The sequence below is a fragment of the Paenibacillus marinisediminis genome, assembly GCF_054343325.1.
In genome coordinates, this window is the sequence record NZ_JBTGUH010000002.1 from 165,680 (window position 1) to 187,368 (window position 21,689).

The following is a 21,689-nucleotide window of genomic DNA, read 5'->3' on the forward strand; positions in this document are numbered from 1 at the left end:
GACACCAAAAAAGCTTGGCGCTAATGCCAAGCTTTTTTCATTCGTGCGTGTGCTGTTTACTTATCGCGACGTCCACAGGAGCAGAATCGCTGTTTTGCCATTGCTTAATAATCTGCGGAACCTCAGTCAGCTTATGAATCGTGAAGAATGCACCTTTAGGCTGAGCCGTCATCTCGACCATGTTAAAGGCCCATTCATTAGGCTGCTTCAAATAAATTGCATTAAGCCCGTTGGTTAGAGCCGGAACAACATCAGTCCGCAATGAATTGCCGACCATCCACGTTTGCAATCGATCAATTCGCAGCTGCTCCAATATGCTATGCAGCGCTTCAGTTGTCTTATGCTGCCGAATAAATATGCGATCTCCGAAGTAATTGGCTAAGCTCATTTGTTCAATCTTACGCTGCTGTATAACGGTTTCTCCACCTGTATATAAGAATAACTCATGGCCTTGATCTCGAAGCTCGTCCAGCGTTTCAATCATTCCGGGGTATGGTTCAACTTCGGTCTTGTATACACTCATGCCGAGCTTCCATAGCAGATCCCACTCATCCTGCGATTGTTCACGGCCAGTTAAACCCGAGAAATAAGCATAAGTCTTTTGCAGGGATTGAGGAAAGTGCTCACTGGCAAAGCCCTGAACCTTAACACCCTGAATATCGTTTTCTGCCTGAATCGCTCGTATCTCCTGAGAGGTCAGACGGTAGGATTGAAACCAAGTTGTCATTAAGTCCAGAAATTGATCAATCGCCGCATAAAAGTACTTATTACAATATACAAGTGTATCGTCTAGGTCGAAGAACAGCGTCTGCTTCAACGGCATTTGTGTCATTGGTTGCGGAATTCTATGCACCGCGATTCACCTCTATCCTTCCATGACAGCAGCAGGCGATTACACCATGATGTACTGCTTCTAACTGCCATCATTTAAATAATCTTCAAGAAACACAGATAAATCTGAAAATCCTTCTTGCCTAAGAGAAATACTCTCCACATTGCCGCTCCAACTCGTTCTAAGATAACCTGCTGAACGCAGGATAACAAGGTGATGCTTGAGCTGACTTCGGCCAAGCTGAATATGATCTAACAGTTCTGCGAACGTAGCAGGCTGATGCGCAATGAATCTGAGAATACGAAGCCGCTTATCATCTGATAGTGCAGTAATCATTCGTTTTAAGGCAAGCGGCGGTGCTTCCTCGTCCGTTTCGAGCAGATCAACGGCATACAGCAGCAGAGATCGACCTTTAAACATACACGTATTGTTCAGTGGACGATAATGCCACATTGGAGCGAGTACGACTTCATGTAACGGGTCACTTGATTCAAATACGACTCCATTCGTAGCAACCTCGATAATTTCCTTAGGATTCATTTTGCGCCATAGCTGCATCTTTTCATTCGCATCATGAATTAAAGATTGCTCCCATTCTGATATGGAGGCTTCGAAATAGGATTCATACCACATACGAAGGGCGGGTATGTACATGGTCATCATACGCTCAAGCTTAGAGTGTTTCGTCATGATGCCATACCGTTCCAGCATTTGATGCCAGTCCTCAACGGACATGAGTTCCAATTGATCAAGAAATGCAGGTACCGAATTAGGATCGTGACGCTCCAGCGTCGCGGCATACAGCATGTCATATTCATTTATGGAATAGTTGCGCAGCTTATGAGAAAGCAACCGCAGCTCTTCAGGAACCTGTGAATCTACACCTCTTGCCCAGCTAAGACCATTATCTACGCTTCTAATCCATTTCCGATGCGTATACAGCATATAGCTTCCGATAAACTCGTATACCGGCGAATAGTCTATACGCACTTGAAGAGCCATGTGCAAGAGCCTCCTTAATTAAGGGATCTTAGGTCAATATTCCTTATTCATTATGAATTGTATCGTATACAATTGTCTACTATAATGTTAATTTGTTGACATCGTTAGAGCAATTTTGCTAGTTTTGTTGTCTAGCAGGATAAATAGCATCAAAATGTGGAGGGGAAGAAATGCTAGCATCACGTCGACCAACGATATCCTCTACATGGCAATTCATCATCTTAATTACAGTTGTCATGTTTACTGGGTTAAGTCAAGGGCTCTTGTTGCCGCTCTTGACGATCTTCTTGGAACGTATGGGCGTTCCGTCGGATGTGAATGGTTTGAACGCAACAGCGCTATATATAGGAACCTTCGGTATGATGTTCTTTGTAGAGCGAATCTTAATGAAGATCGGATTTAAACGCATGCTTCTTAGCGGCATGCTGACGGTAACGATTGCATTATTGATGTTTCCGCTGTTTCCGAGCATGTGGGTATGGTTCGTACTTCGCATCTTTGTTGGAATTGGGGACAGCGCACTGCACTACGCAACTCAGCTATGGGCAGTTACCGTTAGCCCTTCAGATCGTCGCGGTCGCAATATTTCCTTGTATGGCATGGCATACGGAGTGGGCTTCAGCTTCGGACCGCTAGGCATCAATCTGTTAAAGATCAACGATGCTGCGCCATTTATTGCACTCGTAATCATGTTTCTAATTGTGATGGCGGTTGTGTGGTACTTGCTTCCGAATCTGAAAGCTAACGAAATACTTAATGAATCAGAACGCCCTGCGAAACGATATCGCCGCTCGTATCAATGGGCTTGGTTCGCGCTGCTTCCATCACTCTTATATGGCTATATGGAAGCGTCTATGAACAGCAACTTCCCGGTATACGCTTTGCGCATCGGGTTGGATGAACAATGGATCGGCACGCTGCTGCCATTCTTCGGGATCGGAGGACTTATCCTTCAATTGCCGCTTGGCATGCTTAGCGACCGAGTTAATCGCAAGGTAGTGCTAATCTGCTGCGGATTGCTAGGCGGCCTTGGGTTCTATATGATTCCGCTGGCAGGTGACAATACATGGCTTCTCCTCATCTTGTTCATGCTCGTTGGAGGGCTGGTAGGTTCCTTCTTCTCGCTCGGACTGGCTTATGCTGCGGATATATTGCCTAAAGCGTATTTGCCATCAGCGAATGTCATTGCTTCGATACACTTTAGTCTCGGCAGCTTGATCGGTCCGAATCTTGGTGGATTGGGTATACAGTATATTTCGAATAGCAGCATGTTTCTATTCTTAGGGACCTGGTATATTTTGTTTTCTATTGTAGGTATTCGATTCAGGGGAAAATTAGTGGAACAAGACGCCATGAACTGATAGACTTATAGAAGTATGGTTAAAAGGGAAAAATGTAGATTGGCATGTCTGAGAGGAGATACGTGTATGTTAAGAATTCAAAAGCTAAGCAAGCAGTATCCAACTTCTGAAACGATACTACGTAATATAGATGTGGACGTGTTTAATGGAGACTTTATTGCTGTAGTTGGCGCAAGCGGCAGCGGCAAATCGACCTTGTTAAAATGCCTTGCGCTGCAGGAATCGTGGACAGAAGGAAAGTACATCATCGACGGCGTGAATATCTTTGAAAAAGGGTATATGGGAAAACGTAAAGTTAAACGCGAGATCGCCTACCTTGAACAGAACCCAGTGCTGAATCAGAACCGCAAAGCGCTGAAAAATGTGTTGATCGGACGTGCTGCGCAAACTCCGCTTTGGCGTATGGCGACAGGAATGGTTCGCAATGACGATTATATGGGTGCTATGGATACAATCGAACAGCTTGGGCTATTGGATAAAGCGCATATGAAGACAGCCAATCTAAGCGGTGGAGAACGCCAACGCATCGCGATTGCGCGTTCCTTAGTACATGGAGCTAAGGTTATTCTTGCGGACGAGCCGGTGCTTGGCCTTGATCCGAAATCAGCTGAAAGCGTATTGGAAACATTTAAAGAGTTGTGCGCGAAGGAGCGGTGTACGGTAATTGCCGTACTGCATCAAGTAGAACTGGCAGAAAAATATGCTACACGCATATGGGGACTTGCGAATGGGCAGCTAGAAATTGATATTCGTGGCCGGAAATTGCTGCATGGCGAGAAGATCAAGCTATCCTTATAGCCAATTATGAATAATTAATCGCTTTTTCTCTCATTTTGTAATGGGTTTGTCAACAATGACGACCCTTTTTTTTTTATGATAGACAGAGTAACCTGTATGAGATGCTCAGATAGCATGATTCGTGAGCTGTCATATGCGATTATTCGCATAAATAGAAGAAATAGTCCGACAATATAGGTATACAAGCATATGAAGAAAGAGGGATGAGTTTGAAAAATACGCGAAACATTCGCGCAGTCGGCCTCATTCTCGTGTTGTTCACGGTCCTGTTGAGCGGTTGTGAGTGGGTTCAGGATCCGAAGTCACTCCTAAGTGTACCGAAGCTTCCAGAGGAACAAGCTAATCTGGCAAGCATCGTATACTCACAATTGCCAGAAGGTGCAACTATCGTACAGCCAACGAATACTACTGAAAGCAGCAAGATTCGAATAGCGGACCTGAACAATGACGGGCGCGCTGAGGCGATCGTATTCTACGAAACGCCTGATCGAAGTGTGAGATTGCATGGTATGGTTTTGGAAAGCGACGGCAGCGATTGGTCAGTAGCAGCACAGTTTGACGGTGAGGGCGTGAAGCTCGATCGTGTGGATATTGTCGATGTGACCGGAGATAACACACTGGACATTATTATTGGATACGGGAGTTCAGATGAGAACGCCAATAAAGGCATGGTTATTTATACATTTACCAATAAAGAGCTGATAAAGATCTTCGAGCATCCTTATTCATACTATGTGATTGACGATTTAAACAATGATCCCGCGTACGAAATTTACATGGTCAATAACCGCAAATCGAAGCCTCCAGTCTTGAGTCAATTCGGTTATCGCGATAATACGATCACGAGGACTGCTGAGAAGCAGTTCGATCCAAAAATATCAACGATTAACAATATGATATCAGGTCATTTGAACAAGGAGCGGCGAGGAATCATATTAGATGCCTCAATAGTTCCGAACTATTCTGTAACTATGGCGTACTCTATGACTCCTACCGGAGAATTCTATGAGCTCTTTCCAATGGATATGACGACGAAGGACTGGGCGACGACTAGCGAGGATATCAATGATGACGGAATCATCGAGATTGCAATTCCGGAAAGGCCGCAGGGCTGGGAGCATTATGAAAACTATGAAGTTCCGTACTTTACGAATTATTACCAGTGGGATGGCAAACAAGGCTTGAAGCTCGTGCAGCGCCAATTCCGTGATCCGCTCGAGCGATATCATTTTACGATCCCTCCATCATGGTATGGCAGAGTATCGATTGATACGGAGTCGCGTATAGATGAATATTTGCGGTTCTATGATATTCACACCAACGATACGCTGGCTGAAGTACGTGTTTTCAGTGTCGAGACATGGGATCGATATAAGGATAAATGGACGTATCTAGCCGCATATGCTGATAAGGTTATTGGCATATACAGTAAAGAACCATTGAAACTGAACGACGGCAATACGAAGCTGCCTGATGTTGAACAGGATAAATCCACAGACAAGAAGACACCGGAAGTAACGAAGTAAGAGGGGAGCTCTTAACATGACCAAGATATTAATTTTAGAAGATGAAGATTCAATTCGCAGCTTTATTGTCATTAACCTGAAGCGCAATGGCTTTGAGGTTGTAGAGGCTTCCAATGGGAATGAAGCCTTGGATAAATTAATGGGTGATCCAACCATTGATATCGCATTGCTGGATGTCATGGTACCAGGTATCGATGGTTTTGAAGTATGTCGAAGAATTCGAGAACAGAATGAGCGTATCGGCATCATATTCTTAACGGCTAAGGTTCAGGAACAGGATAAGGTATATGCTTTATCGGTAGGTGCGGATGACCATGTCAGCAAGCCATTCAGTCCTACTGAGTTGGTAGCGCGCATACAATCCTTGCTGCGGCGTGTACATTCCTTTCAGCAAACAACTCAAAAGGTTGTGTACCATTCAGGTCCGTTTACTCTGGATCTCATAGCGAAGCGCTTCTTGAAGAATGATGAGGCAATTGATCTTACGCCGACTGAATTTTCTCTTATTCAATATTTTATGGAGAAGGAAGAAATGACGTTAAGCAGAGATATTCTGCTGGATCATGTATGGGGTAAGGACTATATGGGAGATCCGAAGATCGTGGATGTTAACGTGCGCCGTTTGCGCCAGAAGATTGAGGATGAGCCGTCATCACCGAAATATATTGAAACAGTCTGGGGACATGGATATAAATGGAGAGGAACCGTTTCTTAATCTTAAAGCCTGGTATTCGGCGGTCTGTCGTCATGCACTACTTTATAGTCGTGTTTCTGACGATGCTGATTCTAGAAATTGCATTTATGTTGGCGGTAAGAACGTATTATTACGATTCTATATCCAATCATTTGAAGTCTCATGCAGAAGCAACGACTTCTTATTTTACGCGATATGACAGCATCTTGTATGCGAGTAACGAGTCGGAGTGGCTGCCAGAACTATTAAAGCAGTTTCAAATACCTAATGTAGAGGTACAAATACTGGATCGCGGCGGAAATGTACTTATATCTTCCACTGGATTCCAAGTGAAGGAACCTATTAAAACATCCGACGTGCTGTTAGCTGCTAATGAGAGCAAGATCACACGTTGGATCGGGATTCAACCTCTGACAGACGAAACCGTTATGGCGGTATCTGCGCCTCTAATAGCGCAAGGTAATGTTCAGTATGTATTGCGACTGGTAACCTCATTGGAAAATGTCAATAAGGTCTTAAACAGTATCGTGTTATTTTCAATTGCAGTGTCTGGCGTTGTTCTATTCATCGTATTCATCATCAGTCTGGGATTGGCAAACTCGATTGTAAGACCGATTAACGAGATTACAGATGCATCCGCTCAGATGGCACGTGGTCGTTTCGATATACGTGTTAAGGAAGGGTACAAGTATGAGTTAGGGGAACTTGCTTCAACCTTGAATTACCTAGCGCATGAAATAGTGCGGAGCAACCAACTCAAGAATGACTTTATATCCTCCATCTCACACGAGCTTCGAACTCCACTTACTGGTATTAAGGGCTGGAGCGAAACGCTGTTATCGGGCGATATGGAAGATCCAGAAGAGACAAAGATGGGGCTTCAGATTATAACGAAGGAGACCGATCGTCTGATTGGTCTTGTAGAAGAGCTGCTTGATTTCTCCAAACTGCAGCAGAACCGGCTGCAGCTTCATTGGGAGCACCTGTCGATGGAGCAGCTGATTGAGGAATCGTTGTTCCAGGTTCGTTCAAAAGCGGAGGCGAAGGATATCTCACTGTTGTTTAAAACGTTTGGCGAATCAGGGGAGACTCCTCAATATGGAGATGCCAATCGACTGAAGCAAGTGCTGCTGAACTTGCTCGATAACGCCATTAAATTCTCGCCTTTACATTCTACGATTGAGGTACGAATGGTACGGGAGGAGAAGAGATGTGTCATTCGCGTCAAAGATCAAGGAATAGGCATCAGTGAAGATCATCTGACTAAAGTCATGGATAAATTCTATCAGATTAATCCTGAGCGTGGAGGTACCGGACTTGGTCTCGCGATCTCGAATGAAATCGTGAAATCGCACGGTGGAGAAATGACGATTGAAAGTGAAACGGGCCAAGGAACGACGGTTATTCTTACGTTACCTTGTCAAGAAGAACCACCTAAGATGATTATTGAAGATTAATGGATTATGAATAAAAGGACGTACGAAGGTAGAACCGCGTACGTCCTTTTTTTCTGTCGTCGATTATGAATTATATCTCTACAGCTTGTTTATGCTCATCATGCATAATAAGTGGTGTTCGTATGCATGACAAATATGAGAAAGGGAATCATACTTACATAAATAAAGGATAATAGGTCCAGTCTTGCCACTATCAAAAGTAGATGAGTTTTGATTAACAAAAAAATACATCTAGCAAAAGGGATTGTATAACTATGCATCCTATTGTATAATGTGTTTAGTCCAAGAGACAGTATTCAATTAAAATAATTCATATAAAGTGGGGATCATCATGAAATCACTCAAATTGTTGACAGTATGTGCATGTGTAATGGCATTGCTCGTTGGTTGCGGTTCAAAAGATAATGAAGAATCGAAGAGCGCGGATAAGTATGACAGTGTGATGGAGTCGAAGAAGCTAGTGCTCGCAACAAGCGCGGATTACCCTCCATTTGAATTCATTAAGATGGAAGATGGCAAGGAGAAGATCGTAGGCTACGATATTATGATCGCTGAGGAAATTGCGAAGGATCTCGGAGTAGAGCTTGTCGTCGACAATATGGGCTTTGATGCTTCTCTCGAAGCGATTCGAGTAGGTAAAGCTGATATGATGATGGCTGGTATGGATCGTAAGCCGGAACGTGAAAAGGTAATGGGCTTCTCCGATACTTATTATCAAGCAGAAGCAGGTGTTTTGGTTCGAGCTGAAGATGCAGATAAATACAAATCGCCAGAAGATATGAAAGGCTTGAAGCTCGGTATTCAGAAGGGCAGTACATTCGTCGATGTGGCGGCACAGGTGCCGGATTCGCAACAGGAATTGCTAGTAAAGGTCAATGATCTGGTGCTCGCCTTGGAAACGGGGCGTGTTGATGCGGTTCTTCTCGACAAGCCCGTTGCAGGGGCCTATGCGAAGAACAATAGCAAAGTGGTTGTCGCGCCAGTAGCATTGAATGCTGCTAGTGAAGGATATGTGGCTGGGTTCACTAAGGATAGCGTGAAGCTGAAGGAAGCTGCTAACAAAACGATCAAACGCTTGAAAGACGAAGGCAAACTGGATGAATTCTTTACAGAAGCCAATGCACTAGCAGAGGGCCAATAATCGTTAACATATGATGTATGAGAAAGTGCGGTATATACCGCTCTTTTTCATTTAATAAGCGAATAGGGAAGATGTGGAAGGCGGCGAATGATAGATGAGTATGTTTGAAGCATTATCGGAGTTTCATCTAAAGTATTTATCCGGAGTAAGCGTTACGTTAATATTATCATTAAGTGCGGTATTGGTCGGGGTTGCGCTGGGGCTTATCCTTGTATTGATGCGACTATCGAAGATTAAGCCTCTGAGATGGTTTGCAGTCACTTATATCGAGGTATTCCGCGGAACTCCGCTGCTCGTGCAATTGTTTATCATCTATTTTGGCCTTACGGAAATGGGTCTTGATTTAAACAAGTTTACGTCAGGTGTAATAGCAGTTGGTCTTAACAGTGCGGCATACTTAGCAGAAATATTCCGTGCCGGCATACAAGGCGTTGACAAGGGGCAGGTTGAAGCAGCGCGTTCACTTGGGATGAAGCAATCAGCAACGATGCGGTATATCGTTCTGCCGCAAGCAATTCGTTCTGTACTGCCAGCGATCGGCAATGAATTTGTAACGATGATCAAGGAGACCTCCATTGTGAGCTTTATCGGGATTGCTGACCTTATGTTCCAGACGGAGCAAATTCGCAGTATAACGTATACGGCAATGGGTCCACTGCTCGGAGCAGCTTTGTGCTACTTCGTTATGACCTTTACATTGTCCAAGATTATCGGTCGTTTTGAAAGGAAGTTGAATACGAATGATTAATATACAACAGCTGCATAAATCTTTTGGTAAACTGGATATTCTCAAGGGGATCGATCTGGAGATTAAGAAAGGCGAAGTTGTCGTGATTATTGGACCGAGCGGCTCTGGTAAGAGTACGCTGCTACGCTGCATTAATATGCTCGAGACTCCGACCAAAGGAGATATCGTGTTTGAAGGCGAGAAGATTAATAATAAGGGTCATAACATTAATAAGACACGGGAAAAGATGGGAATGGTGTTCCAATCGTTCAACCTGTTTCCCCATATGTCCGTGTTGGACAATATCATTATCGCCCCGATTAAAGTGAAAAATGTTCCGAAGGATAAAGCGGTGCAAATCGCAATGGATCTGCTCACGAAAGTCGGTTTGGCGGATAAAGCGAACGCATATCCAGCTCAACTGTCCGGTGGACAGAAGCAGCGGATCGCCATCGCTCGTGCTCTCGCGATGCAGCCTCATGTGATGCTGTTTGACGAGCCAACGTCTGCACTTGACCCTGAGATGGTTGGAGAAGTGCTTGAAGTTATGAAATCACTCGCTGCTGACGGGATGACTATGGTCATTGTCACACACGAGATGGGCTTTGCCAGGGAGGTAGGCGACCGGATCATCTTTATGGATGGCGGTCAAATCGTAGAGGATGGAACACCTGATCAGGTGTTTGGGAATCCCCAACATAATCGAACCAAGAATTTTTTGAGTAAAGTATTGTAAACCTTATATTGAACGATGTGAAATATTCAAAGAGCGCTGGTTGATCCGGCGCTCTTTTTATTTAGTCTCCTAACCTAAATTATGGATAATCCTACCCTGTTTTCATCCATCCTTACACCACTTCTGAATTACCGTAATCATCCTTATTTATTGTTGAAGCAGTCATTATTGTCATCGTGTTGTAATCTCTGAACCCGTTGTGCCCCAAGGATTTGAAGGATATTACATTATATAACATTTGATAGGTTACAAATCTGTGATAATATGTAAGCCAAGCCGAACGACAACGTACGGGGGACGCCTGATTGATGTTTCAGACGAGATTAATCGATCTGATCATCTTGGGGTGAATCGTATCGCAGCTCTCTATCGGAGAGAAGCGAACGTAGGGTACTCCTTAACCCGAATCCGACAACTAACCCCGGAGGCAGATTCTAAGGAGGTAATAACAACATGAAGAAGAGCTTAACACTTAAGATTACGGGCTTGATGCTCGGAGTAGTCACATTACTACAGATTATTCCTGTATATGCGGAAGGAAGCCAATCAACGAGCAATGCTACATTCTATCAAACAGCAGAACAATATAATGTGAGCATTGAAGGTTTTCTAGCAGATCATCCTGTGATCGAGAAGAAGAAGTTGTATGCTGGTAATGAAGTTATGGTTCCAGATGTGATGCAGAATAGTCCCGTCGCTAACCTAACGGTAGATGAGCAGGGTAAGAAGTCGGAAACTGCGACAGTAACAACTAATGCAAAAAATGAAGCAAAAGATAATGCAAAAGCACAAGCGGCAACTTCAAAAGCAGCAGCAGCTTCAGTGGCAGCAGCGGCTCCGAAGAGTCAAACATCAAAAGTTAAAGCTGCGTCAACAACAGCTGAGAAAGCTGCATCTAACACAGTAACTGTTGCAGGAAGAGATATGACGTATACGGATAAGCTTGACATGCGTGCGACTGCTTATACTGCAGACCCGAGCGAGAATGGATGGGGCGCGGTTGATGCATTAGGTAATCCACTGCGATTAGGTACAGTTGCTGTTGACCCGGATGTAATACCGCTTGGAACCAAGCTGTTTGTGACTGGCTATCAATTTAGTCATTTGCCTGGTGGAGGTTTCGTTGCGACTGCATCTGATACTGGCGGTACGATTAAAGGAAATAAGATTGATATCTTCGTTCCAGTAAGCAAGAGTACAGGTGATGAATTCGGTATTCAAGATGTACAGGTATATGTACTGAAATAAGGAAAAAGATACGAGCTTGTCCGTTGAAGGAACGGATAAGCTCGTTTGTACTTAATCAGTAATCTCTCTTTTCCTTATGATCATGAAGTAAATCGGGCAGTGTAACAAACTGATAATTCTGTTCGCGAAGCTGTCGGATAACCTTGGGCAGAGCTTGAACCGTGTTCTGCAAATATCCTGGTTTTCCTCCTCCGCCTGCATGCTGCAGAATGATCGAGCCGGAGCTGACTTGACTCATGATGTTCTGTTCAACACGACTAGACGGTATGCCGCGCCAATCATTAGAATCTACATCCCAATTGACGACGATATAACCATGGTCGCCAGCCCACTGAAGCTGCTCTTCGGTAATCTCACCGAATGGAGGTCTGAAGAATCGAGGTTTATAGCCTGTAATATTCGAGATGATCGTTTCTGTATTCTGGATCTGCTTGACGAATGATGACATGGTCGTCTTCGTAAGCAGCGGATGATCGTATGAATGATTTCCGATGATATGCCCTTCAGCTACCATTCGTTTGATCATATCTGGATTAGCCTTAGCTCGATGACCCTCAATAAAGAAAGTAGCTTGTATGCCATGTTCCTTCAATATATCAAGGATAACCGGAGTTACCGTTCTGTCTGGAACATCATCAAAGGTCAACGCAACTTTCTTTCCATTTCTGCTTGCAGCGCGGAACTTAAATATTTCGGGATACTTTTTCCATAGCTGTGCGATGTTTAATTGTTGACTTGTAGTGCTTCCCATCTCTGAGTAAGTTTTATATCGCATACTTTGGGCAGTTGAAGTTGATTGCTTTTCATACATATGTCCGGGTATATGATTGCCCTTGGATTTAGATGTTGTATCTTCATGATCGGATGATTGCTTATTGACAGTGTGAGGTTTCGATAGTTGCAACTTCACAGTAGGCAATAGCTTATCTTCTTGTCCTTCAAAGTGCTGGAGATGCTCAGTTGTTGGAGTCATCTCAGGCAACTGTCCAGCGGCTTTTTCCCCAATGGAGCATCCATTCATTATCATCATGGCAATTGCAATGATACCTAAAACGTTATTGCGCATGGATACGGCTCCTTTCCTCCCAGGTCTACGTACTCAGTAGTACATCTTTGTTATGTCCTTAGACAGCTAGAAATATGCCCCTTAACATTAAGGGAGAATCCTTCCATTTTAGAATTGCGGATATCCATTAAAATGTAAATTGCATTGAAAAAGAATCAATTTTTGATCAATTATCAAATTGTTTGCATGGATTGTGACTTTCGTCACGGTTAGAGCTCGTTCGACATGACATCATGTAAATGTTAAAGCTGAAAAAGGAGAGGGAATGTGCATACTATAGTTTCGAACGAACGCATAACAGAAGGTATTTACCTCATGACAATTGAGGGGTGTTTTCAAGCTCGGATGGGTCAATTTTACATGCTTCGTGCTTGGGGCAACTCACCGATACTTTCACGTCCAATTAGTATTTTTAATATTGAAAAGGACTGCATCCAATTCTTGTATAAGGTCGCTGGGGAGGGTACGCGCTTATTCGCCAACCTAAGAGCAGGTGATCAGATTCAACTTGAAGGCCCGCTAGGAAACGGATTTCCAGATGTTAAAGGTAAAACAGCGCTTATCGGTGGAGGCATCGGAGTTGCTCCGTTGTTATATACTGCGAAGCATTTGGATAAACCAGACATTTATTTAGGGTTTAGAGGTCAATCTTATCTTACTGAAATGTATGAGCCTTACGCGAATGAGCTTCATGTTTGTGTTAACGGAAACCTTCTAGAAGATTTGGATTTATCACAGTATGATAACGTTCTCGTATGCGGTCCCACTGGTATGATGAGGGCTGTTTCTCTCATGGGTGCTGATCTGGATACCAACATTTACGTCTCGTTTGAAAAGCGGATGGCGTGCGGAATTGGCGCTTGCTACGTGTGTTCGGTAACGAATAAAGATAGCAATCGTAAAGTTTGCGCGGATGGACCTGTATTTTTGTCGAAGGAGGTTAATTGGAATGCGGAGCTTAGCTTGTGAGGTAGCCGGCATCAAGTTTAACAACCCGATCGTAATGGCATCAGGGACGTTCGGTTTCGGTAGAGAGTACGCAAAACTTTATGACATTAATAAATTAGGTGGCATATCCTGTAAAGGTTTAACCCTGCATCCAAGAGCGGGAAACACAGGAACTCGTGTGTTCGAAACATCAGGCGGCATTATGAACAGTGTTGGTCTGGAAAACCCGGGAGTCGATGCATTTCTTCAGGAAGAGATGCCGTTCTGGGAAAATATCGAGCCTGTTAAGATTGCGAACCTCGGCGGCAGCAACATCGAAGAGTATGTGCTTGGCGCATTGAAGATTACACACGATGCAGAAGAGCGGCGCAAGCAGAATCGTAAAGCGATCGATATGATTGAGCTCAACATTTCTTGCCCGAATGTAAAAGAAGGCGGGATTGCCTTTGGCATCAAGACTGAAGTAGCACGTCAAGTCATTAGTGAAGTAAGACAAGTTACATCTCTGCCGCTTGCTGTCAAGCTGTCGCCGAACGCAGAAGACATCGTAGATATGGCAGTTATGTGTGAGCAAGAGGGCGCTGAGAGCATATCGCTCGTCAATACTTTTTCAGCTATGAAGATCGACATCTACCAACGCCGCAGCGTGTTCAATAATCTGTATGCAGGCTTGTCCGGTCCGGCTATTAAGCCGATTGCGCTTCGTATGGTTAACCAGGTATCTAAGGCTGTCAGCATTCCTGTTATGGGAATGGGCGGCATCTCATCCGCTGCAGATATCATTGAGTTTATTATGGCAGGAGCGTCTGTCGTACAGATCGGAACGTATAACTTCATGAATCTTCGTGCCGGTGAAGAGCTGTTAGCGGGCATCCAAAGCTATATGGAACTCGAAAACATTAATAGCCTCGATGAAATCAGAGGTATCGTTTAGCATGAACTGGTCAGTACCGGAGCTTTCGATACGGTGCCGCATCGAGCGGATCGGTCGAGATTGGTTGATTGTCATTACAGGCGGTGAACAAGAAGAACATCATCATATCGGAGCGGTCACGATCGCTTATCGAGATGATCTTCAAGCTGCCGTGAAGACTTCAACGCAGGTTGTACCAGGTCATAAGGAACATTATATAACGGAACCAATGGCTGTTGAAGCTATGCAAACGTTAAGTGGCGGCAATGTGACGGTAGTCGCGGGAATCCACTATGATAATCTGGATAAAGAACAGATTGAAACCGTAGTAGATGCAGCATGGAGCTGTTTTCGTCACGAGCTATTGCATGCATGTAACGCAAATTCCAGCATATGATATAAGGGTCGACATGATGATTCATGTCGGCCTTTCTTTTTAAAAAAATAAATAGGTTTGAAACGAAAAAACAATACGCACGTATTACATCAATAATAACGGATTAGTTATTAATCTTTCGTCATTTCAAAGGAGAGACCAACATGGCTTTATTTAAACGTTTACGTGATGTTACGATGTCCAACTTGTACGCTCTGATCGAGAAAGCGGAAGATCCTGTGAAACTGACAGATCAATACCTACGTGATATGCAAGAGGATCTGGAAGAAGCGGAAAAGGCGGTTGCTCAACAAATCGCAATTGAAAAACGCTTCAAAATGCAGTTGGAAGAGCAAGAAGCACTCGTTAAGAGACGTGAAGAGCAAGCGATGCTTGCTGTTGAAGCAGGCAATGTAGAACTTGCTCGTCGTGCGCTTGAGGAGAAGAAGGCGGCCGAACAGAAGGTTCAAGAATTCCGCACAGGATACGATCAGAACCATACAGCGGCTAACAATCTACGTTCGAAGCTTGATGAAATGCGCAAGCAATACACAGATATGAAGAATAAGCGTGAAACACTCGTTGCTCGTTTCAACGCAGCCAAAGCTCAGAACGATATCAACAAGGCAATGGCTGGTTTCAATTCTGACACAGCCATGTCCGGCTTGAAGCGTATGGAAGACAAGATGCTTCATATGGAAGCTCAAGCAGATGCTAGCAATGAGTTGAATGCTCCAGCTCGTTCACTTGATGATGAGTTTGCCAAGCTTTCAGCAAATTCCGGTGTAGAAGACGAGCTTGCGGCTCTGATCAGAAAAGCTGAGGAAAAGAAAAACGGTTCTGCTGACAACAACTAATGTCTTCAGCAATAACGGAGGACGCTTGCAGAAGCAGGCGTCCTTCTTAAATGAATGTCAGCTGAAGGATTGCATAATATTGTAGTAACAGCTTGATTAACACCGATGTGATCTACAGTATCTAGTGTTAGGAAAGGGGTACATGCTGTTGGACAGCTTAAAGATTGCTTTTGAACAAGTTCCGGCAATTGCCTTATGGACGGGTACCGGCGTCATATTGTTAGTTGTACTCATGTGGGTTGACGCATTATTTACGAAATATAACGACATGGAGGAAATGAAGAACGGAAATGTCGCGGTTACTACCCGCTTCATCATGAAGCTGTTTGCTCAAGGTTATATCTTATCACAATCGATAAGTGTCGCTTATTCTTTGGGTGAAGCTTTAATTATGTCTGTTATCTCCTTCGTGCTGCTGCTCATCATTGAAGCTATAGTACGGTTTGCATTGCGCGCAATCGCAGGGATCAACCTAGAAGAAGGCACAAAGAATGGGTTGATGTCGCATGCGCTCCTGGCAGGCTCACTCCATGTGGTCGGAGCGTTTATCATTGCGTCATGCCTGTAATACCCGAGAGCACACGTACTTGGTAGAAAGGAGATATATACATGAGCTTATGGAAGAGAGTGCGGGGTATCATGCAGAAACCAGAGCCCCCTAAAGTGGAAAAGACACCTCGGGACCTGGCACCTGGAGATATATGCGAAGTATCTTTAGTTACTTATGAAATAGTAGGGCGTACGGAGTGGAAAGCTCGCGCGTTGATATGGTACACCTTAAGAGATGGATCTCAGATTCGATATTTGCGAATTGAACAGCGAGAGAAGCTGGATATTTCCTTGTATGAAGCCATTGATGGCCGTTTAGATTCCGTTGATGAAGTTCCGAGCGAGATTGAACTTGACGGAAGTTGGTATTATCTAGAAGATAATTACAACGGCTTCGTGCAAACGAAGGGTGAGACTCCATTTGGCGTAAATGGAGAACAGTATGCATGGGAATATCAAGCGGATAATCGCAATCGGCTGCGTATTGTTTGGCATGACGGCCGATTTGGATTGTATGAAGGTGAATCGGTGCTGCCGGCTGATCTTCGAATCATTCGGCACACTTCCTAAGGAATGATAACATGAATAAACGATTCGTTAAAAGCACAGTATGGCTCGTTATCATCACACTTATCTTTCCTCTCCTTACTGCTTGCGGTCAGCTGGACCTCTCTGATACTTATCCGCTGGAATCTGTTGCTCGTGATGGCAACAGCACCTCATATGTGTATCGAGCAGAGAATACGACAGTTCCAGCTGCTGCCGCTGCAATAGCAGAGAAACGAAGTCCCAAAGAAATGTCCAAGGAAGATACGGAACGAATGTTCCTTGTCTACTCGGATGAGATGATCCAAGTCATGCAGGATCCGGAAGCCCCAGAGGATAGTCTTATTGAGGTTGACTCATTAGAATATGTCTCGCGCAATTATGATTATAGCTTTCTGCAGATGTATTTATCAGCGCAACTGCTGAATTCTGTCTTTGACGGGATGAGTAAGGTTGGGAAAGGTGCATACCGCGGTTATACGGACCGCAATGTGTATAAACCAGCCAAAACCTATAAGACGCCTACGAAAGAGGATTATAAGAAAGCGCCGCCGATCACAGTGGATAAAAAAGGATCTGTGACTCGCCGAGATACGAACAAGGACACAACTGTTGGCAGCGGTGGCAAGATAACGGAACGGACTCCTTCTTCAACTTCTAAAGGATCAATCAAGCGGGATCAGAGTGGAGGCAACTTTAACTCTAAGAAACCGACTGTAAAGAAGTCGAAGCCGCCGAAGACAAGTGTTGGCAAAGGTAGTGTCAAACGAAGACGTTAGTAATGCATATAAACAAGCCCCGATGAAACCTCCAAACAGGGATCAGCGGGGCTTGTTTTATTTATCGATCGCTTCGGACATCGTCTTGTCTGTCAGATGCGCATATATTTCCGTCGTCTCGGTTGAAGCGTGACCAAGCTGCTCTTTTGTTTTATAGATGTCATTTTGCAAATAATAGTCAGTGGCGAATGAATGGCGAAGCTTATGAATCGTCAGGGCGGGCTTGCCGTAGTGCTTAGCGTACTTGATGATCATCTGCTGCATGGCGCGTTTCGTCATCCGTTTTCCTTCTTTCTCACCATTCTTAATAGCCAGGAAGAAGGCTTTCTCACGCTTAGGTGCTTGGTATCGAGTGCTGCGCAATTCAAGATAAGTATCCAAATCCTCCTTCGCACGCTCTCGAAAGTAGACAGGCGTCTTAAATGTCTCGTCATTATTGCCCTTGCGATGCACATAGACCAGCTTGTTCTTCATATCGACTTCGTCCAAACTTAGGTTTACAACCTCGCTGACACGCAAGCCGGAATTCAAGATCAGACTAACGATAGCCGCATCACGAGCTGCGTTCAGCTCGTGAGCATATAGAGCTTGCTTATTACTGGCCACATCCTGTGCGTAGCCTTGCCGAATATATCGAATGAAGCTGTCCAGCTCATGCTCCTCAAGCAGCTTTCCTTTCAGCTTGGCGGCTGTATCTTTAGGCTTCTGCACGCGTTTGATCTCGATCTTGGCCATAATATTGCGTTTAAGCAGGGGATAGTAGTTCTCGTCTTCCGCAATCTGACTTAAATAATGAAAGAGCGAACGGAGTGAGGAAAGCTTTCGTGAGACGGTAACCCTTGTGTTCTTCTCTTCCTTGTAGGTCGTCAAGTAGATCCGGAAGGAAGTAACCTGCTCCATACGCAAGCCTTCTAGCTCGAGCAGCGTAACATCTCTCATCGATGCAGCCGAGCTGATGCCTTCCATGATGAGCCAGCCTAGGAATATCTCATAATCCCGCACATACTCAAGCAGTGTAGAAGGGGACAGGTCTGGCAGCTTGTACTCAATAAATTGCTGTATATACCAAGGCATCTCGGGTAATTTGCGATCAAGATGCTCGCGGTCTTTCAACTTCTGAATGGTCACGATAACGTACTCCTTTAGCTAACCAATATTTCTGTACATGAATATTTTATCATAATATGCAAATGACTTGGTTTTCTTTTCGAGCATAAAAGTTTACACTTAGATAGATCATGCTGCAGAAAGGTGCTACATATGAAACAGACTTACACGTTTAAACAAAAGGTAATTCAAATGCTCTACATTCTGCTGCCTATCTTCGTAACTCAGGTAGCTTTGCAATTAATGTCTTTTTCCGATACGGTGATGTCTGCTAACTTTAATCCGGAGAATATGGCAGGGGTTGCGATTGGAGTGAGCCTCTGGACACCGATCTATACCGGTATTAGCGGTATATTTTTGGCGGTTACTCCGATTGTAGCGCAATATCTTGGCGCAAATAAGAAAGACCGAATTGCTTATAGTGTTCAGCAGGCTGCTTATTTGTCGGTAGTTGTCGGCATTATTGTACTGATCATTGGCGGATTCGTGCTCGATCCAGTTATTCAAAGCATGCCTCTAGAACCGGTTGTTGCTGATGTAGCGACGAATTATTTAACGGCATTAGGCATTGGGGTCATTCCGATATTTATCTACACGGTGATGCGCGCATGTATTGATGGACTGGGGCAGACACGGGTTACGATGTTTATTACACTGCTGTCATTTCCGATCAACGTGTCCTTAAATTACATCTTTATATTTGGTAAGCTGGGTATGCCTAAGTTAGGTGGCGTAGGAGCAGGTGTGGCCACATCAACCACCTATATCATACTGCTCGTTATTGCAACATTTTTTATGAAACGTAATGTAACGTTTCGAGAACTCGGCATGTTCAGCCGGTGGGAGCCTGTCTCATTCAAGACGTGGAAAGAAACACTTCGAATCGGAACGCCGATTGGACTGTCGATCTTCTTCGAAGTGAGCATCTTCTCCATGGTTACTTTATTGATGAGTGAATATGATACAATCACGATTGCTAGTCACCAAGCAGCGATGAACTTTGCTTCCTTGTTGTATATGATGCCGCTTAGTATCGCGATGTCGCTCACGATACTTGTAGGCTTCGAAGTGGGAGCGAAGCGTTATCAGGACGCGAAGAAATTCGCACGAATTGGTCTGATTGCAGCCTTAACTTTGTCATCTACAGCAGCTGTATTTCTCTTCCTCTTCTCGTCGGATATCGCGCGATTATATGGTGATGATCCAGCACTATTAAGTTTGACCCAGCAATTCTTAATGTTTGCGATCTTCTTTCAGTTGTCCGATGCGATAGCGGCGCCGATTCAAGGCACACTAAGGGGCTATAAAGACGTAAACGCAGTCTTTATCATCGCGCTCACCTCTTATTGGATAATTGGACTTCCGATCGGATATGTGATGGCGAATTACACACCATTAGACGCCTTTGGTTATTGGATCGGTCTCATTACAGGCTTAGCAGCGGGGGCAATCGCACTCTTTATTCGATTGGCGACGGTGGAGCGTCGTGCTTCTCGCGGATTATGGAAGCAACAGGCATAACTGTTTCCCGGTGCGCAGCAAGTATTGATCGGTAAAGCTTAAGGCTCTTATAGAGGAGGTAGGCACCAAAATAGCTGCCTCCTAGGGCCAGCCAGTGGCTCAGTGTTAGTTTCTTGACAAAGAGGTAGACGACGGTACCGCCGATAAAGTCTATGACGAAGTAATCCTTTACTCTCGAGATCGGGATAACAATGACGATCAGGTTCGGATGCTTCGGAATGGAGGAACCTTTCAAGGCCCGCACCTCCTGTCATGATGGTCAAAAGCAATATCACAACATCGTATGAGGCAGCAAGATGAAACATGTTTGTGTTCAGAATAAATATGTAATAACCGACCTTGAATCTGCCGTATAGAATCAGATAATATAAAAAGGGTTAAGTATGGCGAGAACATATTGAACAAATAATAACGATAGAATAGGAAGAGCGTAATGAATAACGATTTATTTGATTATAAGGAAATCTTGAAGAAACTATCCACCCAGGATATAAAGCTTAATGAGCCAATTAAAAATCATGCGTATACCAAGCTCGGAGGCAATGCAGATGTATTTATTACACCGTCTAGTTATGAGGAACTCAGTGCCATTCTTCTTCTCGCTAAAGAAGAAGAAGTATCGGTTACGTTATTGGGACATGGTGCTAACCTCATTGTGAAAGATGGGGGGATTCGTGGGATTACAATTAACCTAAACAAAATGAATGAAATCCGCTCCGAAAATGGTACCCTGCATGCACAAGCTGGAGCTTCGATCATAAATGTATCTAGATATGCATTAGAAAGTGAATTAACAGGACTGGAGTTTGCATGTGGGATTCCTGGAACAGTAGGTGGCGCGCTATTCATGAACGCTGGAGCTTACGGTGGACAGATCTCGGATGTATTGGTTAGAGCGATCGTTATGAACGAAGCTGGTGAACTTCTTACCTTATCTAAGGAAGAACTTGAATTAGGATATCGAAAGAGCATTATTTCCGAGAAAAATTACATCGTGCTGGAAGCTGAATTTAACTTAGCGCCTGCTCGATATGCTGACATTAAAGAGAAAATGGATGAGTTCACAATGGCTAGGGAAAGTAAACAGCCTTTAGAGTATCCATCTTGCGGAAGTGTTTTTAAACGCCCTCCAGGTTATTTCGCAGGGAAATTGATTCAAGATAGTGGTTTGCAAGGATTGAGAATTGGTGGTGCGGAAGTCTCTACTAAACATGCGGGATTCATTGTGAATGTAAACAACGCTACTTCTAAGGATTATATCGATCTGATCAACGTCATTAAGAATACAGTGAAGCAAAAGTTTGGTGTAGAGCTAGAGACGGAAGTTATCATTATTGGCGAAGAATAGATGAAATGGTATTAAGATAGAGTAGAGAAAAGGATGGCGACAGTGCCATCCTTTTTTTGTTTGGCTAGGGAGGGTTAATATCACACATATGTGAAAAAATAGGTATGATTATATCGGAAACACTACGCAAATAAGCTGTGAAATGACCCGAACTAAG

Annotated in this window: 23 protein-coding genes and 1 riboswitch; of the genes, 18 read left to right on the forward strand and 5 right to left on the reverse strand. The window is 44.1% G+C overall.

The annotated features are described in order from the left end of the window. Window positions 1-37: 37 nt before the first annotated feature. Together ACXX53_RS06590 and ACXX53_RS06595 are read right to left on the reverse strand one after the other, a co-directional pair. Entirely contained in the window at window positions 38-832 is a 795-nt protein-coding gene (locus ACXX53_RS06590; RefSeq protein WP_458567835.1) for an HAD family hydrolase, read from the reverse strand. 81 nt (window positions 833-913) lie between these two features. Beyond that, window positions 914-1,834, reverse strand: coding sequence for an ArsR/SmtB family transcription factor (locus tag ACXX53_RS06595; protein WP_458567836.1), 921 nt, complete (start codon window positions 1,832-1,834; stop codon window positions 914-916). A gap of 170 nt (window positions 1,835-2,004) precedes the next feature. On the opposite strand from ACXX53_RS06595, the gene ACXX53_RS06600 reads away from it, so the two are divergent. The 9 genes from ACXX53_RS06600 (at window position 2,005) to ACXX53_RS06640 (ending at window position 11,522) form a co-directional block, all read left to right on the forward strand. Further along, on the forward strand, window positions 2,005-3,195 hold the full coding sequence (locus ACXX53_RS06600) for an MFS transporter (protein WP_458567837.1): 1,191 nt from the start codon (window positions 2,005-2,007) through the stop codon (window positions 3,193-3,195). 66 nt (window positions 3,196-3,261) lie between these two features. Then, window positions 3,262-3,993 (forward strand): phosphonate ABC transporter ATP-binding protein, encoded by a 732-nt coding sequence (locus tag ACXX53_RS06605; RefSeq protein WP_458567838.1) that lies wholly within the window; start codon window positions 3,262-3,264, stop codon window positions 3,991-3,993. Between the two features lie 209 nt (window positions 3,994-4,202). Further along, entirely contained in the window at window positions 4,203-5,519 is a 1,317-nt protein-coding gene (locus ACXX53_RS06610; protein WP_458567839.1) for a hypothetical protein, read from the forward strand. Window positions 5,520-5,535: 16 nt separating this feature from the next. Further along, on the forward strand, window positions 5,536-6,234 hold the full coding sequence (locus ACXX53_RS06615) for a response regulator transcription factor (protein ID WP_458567840.1): 699 nt from the start codon (window positions 5,536-5,538) through the stop codon (window positions 6,232-6,234). After that, the gene (locus ACXX53_RS06620) at window positions 6,213-7,670 is read left to right on the forward strand and encodes a sensor histidine kinase (protein WP_458567841.1); all 1,458 of its coding nucleotides are present in this window, start codon (window positions 6,213-6,215) and stop codon (window positions 7,668-7,670) included. The genes ACXX53_RS06615 and ACXX53_RS06620 overlap by 22 nt, the downstream gene beginning before the upstream one ends. A 331-nt stretch (window positions 7,671-8,001) precedes the next feature. Continuing rightward, window positions 8,002-8,811, forward strand: coding sequence for a transporter substrate-binding domain-containing protein (locus ACXX53_RS06625; RefSeq protein ID WP_458567842.1), 810 nt, complete (start codon window positions 8,002-8,004; stop codon window positions 8,809-8,811). 94 nt (window positions 8,812-8,905) lie between these two features. After that, entirely contained in the window at window positions 8,906-9,559 is a 654-nt protein-coding gene (locus ACXX53_RS06630; RefSeq protein ID WP_458567843.1) for an amino acid ABC transporter permease, read from the forward strand. Further along, window positions 9,552-10,274: an amino acid ABC transporter ATP-binding protein gene (locus tag ACXX53_RS06635; RefSeq protein ID WP_458567844.1), complete on the forward strand. Its 723-nt coding sequence runs from the start codon at window positions 9,552-9,554 to the stop codon at window positions 10,272-10,274. The genes ACXX53_RS06630 and ACXX53_RS06635 overlap by 8 nt, the downstream gene beginning before the upstream one ends. Before the next feature lie 259 nt (window positions 10,275-10,533). Next, window positions 10,534-10,719, forward strand: a riboswitch (cyclic di-AMP (ydaO/yuaA leader). Between the two features lie 8 nt (window positions 10,720-10,727). After that, a complete protein-coding gene (locus ACXX53_RS06640; RefSeq protein ID WP_458567845.1) occupies window positions 10,728-11,522 on the forward strand; it encodes a 3D domain-containing protein in 795 nt (264 codons plus the stop codon). 55 nt (window positions 11,523-11,577) lie between these two features. On the opposite strand, the gene ACXX53_RS06645 is transcribed toward ACXX53_RS06640, so the two are convergent. Continuing rightward, window positions 11,578-12,588, reverse strand: coding sequence for a polysaccharide deacetylase family protein (locus tag ACXX53_RS06645; protein ID WP_458567846.1), 1,011 nt, complete (start codon window positions 12,586-12,588; stop codon window positions 11,578-11,580). Window positions 12,589-12,855: 267 nt separating this feature from the next. On the opposite strand from ACXX53_RS06645, the gene ACXX53_RS06650 reads away from it, so the two are divergent. From ACXX53_RS06650 to ACXX53_RS06680, 7 genes are all read left to right on the forward strand, one after another. After that, entirely contained in the window at window positions 12,856-13,557 is a 702-nt protein-coding gene (locus ACXX53_RS06650; RefSeq protein ID WP_458567847.1) for a dihydroorotate dehydrogenase electron transfer subunit, read from the forward strand. Then, window positions 13,538-14,470 carry a dihydroorotate dehydrogenase gene (locus ACXX53_RS06655; RefSeq protein ID WP_458567848.1) on the forward strand — a complete coding sequence of 311 codons (933 nt, stop codon included), beginning with the start codon at window positions 13,538-13,540 and terminating at the stop codon, window positions 14,468-14,470. The genes ACXX53_RS06650 and ACXX53_RS06655 overlap by 20 nt, the downstream gene beginning before the upstream one ends. A 1-nt stretch (window position 14,471) precedes the next feature. Continuing rightward, complete coding sequence (lpdD, locus tag ACXX53_RS06660; RefSeq protein ID WP_458567849.1) at window positions 14,472-14,846, forward strand: prenylated flavin chaperone LpdD; 375 nt, start codon at window positions 14,472-14,474, stop codon at window positions 14,844-14,846. 143 nt (window positions 14,847-14,989) lie between these two features. Beyond that, complete coding sequence (locus ACXX53_RS06665; protein WP_458567850.1) at window positions 14,990-15,682, forward strand: PspA/IM30 family protein; 693 nt, start codon at window positions 14,990-14,992, stop codon at window positions 15,680-15,682. Between the two features lie 163 nt (window positions 15,683-15,845). Continuing rightward, window positions 15,846-16,250 (forward strand): DUF350 domain-containing protein, encoded by a 405-nt coding sequence (locus tag ACXX53_RS06670; RefSeq protein WP_458568361.1) that lies wholly within the window; start codon window positions 15,846-15,848, stop codon window positions 16,248-16,250. 41 nt (window positions 16,251-16,291) lie between these two features. Then, window positions 16,292-16,801: a DUF4178 domain-containing protein gene (locus ACXX53_RS06675; protein WP_458567851.1), complete on the forward strand. Its 510-nt coding sequence runs from the start codon at window positions 16,292-16,294 to the stop codon at window positions 16,799-16,801. Between the two features lie 11 nt (window positions 16,802-16,812). Then, window positions 16,813-17,556, forward strand: a complete 744-nt coding sequence (locus tag ACXX53_RS06680; protein ID WP_458567852.1) for a DUF4247 domain-containing protein — start codon at window positions 16,813-16,815, stop codon at window positions 17,554-17,556. Window positions 17,557-17,613: 57 nt separating this feature from the next. On the opposite strand, the gene xerS is transcribed toward ACXX53_RS06680, so the two are convergent. Further along, window positions 17,614-18,684, reverse strand: coding sequence for a tyrosine recombinase XerS (xerS, locus tag ACXX53_RS06685; RefSeq protein WP_458567853.1), 1,071 nt, complete (start codon window positions 18,682-18,684; stop codon window positions 17,614-17,616). A 132-nt stretch (window positions 18,685-18,816) separates the two neighbouring features. Here xerS and ACXX53_RS06690 point away from each other — a divergent pair, with 132 nt between their 5' ends. After that, window positions 18,817-20,184 (forward strand): MATE family efflux transporter, encoded by a 1,368-nt coding sequence (locus ACXX53_RS06690; RefSeq protein ID WP_458567854.1) that lies wholly within the window; start codon window positions 18,817-18,819, stop codon window positions 20,182-20,184. Here ACXX53_RS06690 and ACXX53_RS06695 read toward each other — a convergent pair. Further along, on the reverse strand, window positions 20,123-20,419 hold the full coding sequence (locus ACXX53_RS06695; protein WP_458567855.1) for a hypothetical protein: 297 nt from the start codon (window positions 20,417-20,419) through the stop codon (window positions 20,123-20,125). The two genes, ACXX53_RS06690 and ACXX53_RS06695, sit on opposite strands and share 62 nt — an antisense overlap. A 198-nt stretch (window positions 20,420-20,617) precedes the next feature. On the opposite strand from ACXX53_RS06695, the gene murB reads away from it, so the two are divergent. Then, the gene (gene murB, locus ACXX53_RS06700) at window positions 20,618-21,532 is read left to right on the forward strand and encodes a UDP-N-acetylmuramate dehydrogenase (RefSeq protein ID WP_458567856.1); all 915 of its coding nucleotides are present in this window, start codon (window positions 20,618-20,620) and stop codon (window positions 21,530-21,532) included. The last annotated feature ends 157 nt before the right edge of the window (window positions 21,533-21,689 follow it).

What these genes read in the sequence shown, in the direction of transcription:
- ACXX53_RS06590 (WP_458567835.1), bottom strand. Translation starts at nt 832, where the DNA reads ATGACACAAATGCCGTTGAAGCAGACGCTGTTCTTCGACCTAGACGAT.
- ACXX53_RS06595 (WP_458567836.1), bottom strand. Translation starts at nt 1,834, where the DNA reads ATGGCTCTTCAAGTGCGTATAGACTATTCGCCGGTATACGAGTTTATC.
- ACXX53_RS06600 (WP_458567837.1), top strand. Translation starts at nt 2,005, where the DNA reads ATGCTAGCATCACGTCGACCAACGATATCCTCTACATGGCAATTCATC.
- ACXX53_RS06605 (WP_458567838.1), top strand. Translation starts at nt 3,262, where the DNA reads ATGTTAAGAATTCAAAAGCTAAGCAAGCAGTATCCAACTTCTGAAACG.
- ACXX53_RS06615 (WP_458567840.1), top strand. Translation starts at nt 5,536, where the DNA reads ATGACCAAGATATTAATTTTAGAAGATGAAGATTCAATTCGCAGCTTT.
- ACXX53_RS06620 (WP_458567841.1), top strand. Translation starts at nt 6,213, where the DNA reads ATGGAGAGGAACCGTTTCTTAATCTTAAAGCCTGGTATTCGGCGGTCT.
- ACXX53_RS06625 (WP_458567842.1), top strand. Translation starts at nt 8,002, where the DNA reads ATGAAATCACTCAAATTGTTGACAGTATGTGCATGTGTAATGGCATTG.
- ACXX53_RS06630 (WP_458567843.1), top strand. Translation starts at nt 8,906, where the DNA reads ATGAGTATGTTTGAAGCATTATCGGAGTTTCATCTAAAGTATTTATCC.
- ACXX53_RS06635 (WP_458567844.1), top strand. Translation starts at nt 9,552, where the DNA reads ATGATTAATATACAACAGCTGCATAAATCTTTTGGTAAACTGGATATT.
- ACXX53_RS06640 (WP_458567845.1), top strand. Translation starts at nt 10,728, where the DNA reads ATGAAGAAGAGCTTAACACTTAAGATTACGGGCTTGATGCTCGGAGTA.
- ACXX53_RS06645 (WP_458567846.1), bottom strand. Translation starts at nt 12,588, where the DNA reads ATGCGCAATAACGTTTTAGGTATCATTGCAATTGCCATGATGATAATG.
- ACXX53_RS06655 (WP_458567848.1), top strand. Translation starts at nt 13,538, where the DNA reads ATGCGGAGCTTAGCTTGTGAGGTAGCCGGCATCAAGTTTAACAACCCG.
- lpdD (WP_458567849.1), top strand. Translation starts at nt 14,472, where the DNA reads ATGAACTGGTCAGTACCGGAGCTTTCGATACGGTGCCGCATCGAGCGG.
- ACXX53_RS06665 (WP_458567850.1), top strand. Translation starts at nt 14,990, where the DNA reads ATGGCTTTATTTAAACGTTTACGTGATGTTACGATGTCCAACTTGTAC.
- ACXX53_RS06675 (WP_458567851.1), top strand. Translation starts at nt 16,292, where the DNA reads ATGAGCTTATGGAAGAGAGTGCGGGGTATCATGCAGAAACCAGAGCCC.
- ACXX53_RS06680 (WP_458567852.1), top strand. Translation starts at nt 16,813, where the DNA reads ATGAATAAACGATTCGTTAAAAGCACAGTATGGCTCGTTATCATCACA.
- ACXX53_RS06690 (WP_458567854.1), top strand. Translation starts at nt 18,817, where the DNA reads ATGAAACAGACTTACACGTTTAAACAAAAGGTAATTCAAATGCTCTAC.
- murB (WP_458567856.1), top strand. Translation starts at nt 20,618, where the DNA reads ATGAATAACGATTTATTTGATTATAAGGAAATCTTGAAGAAACTATCC.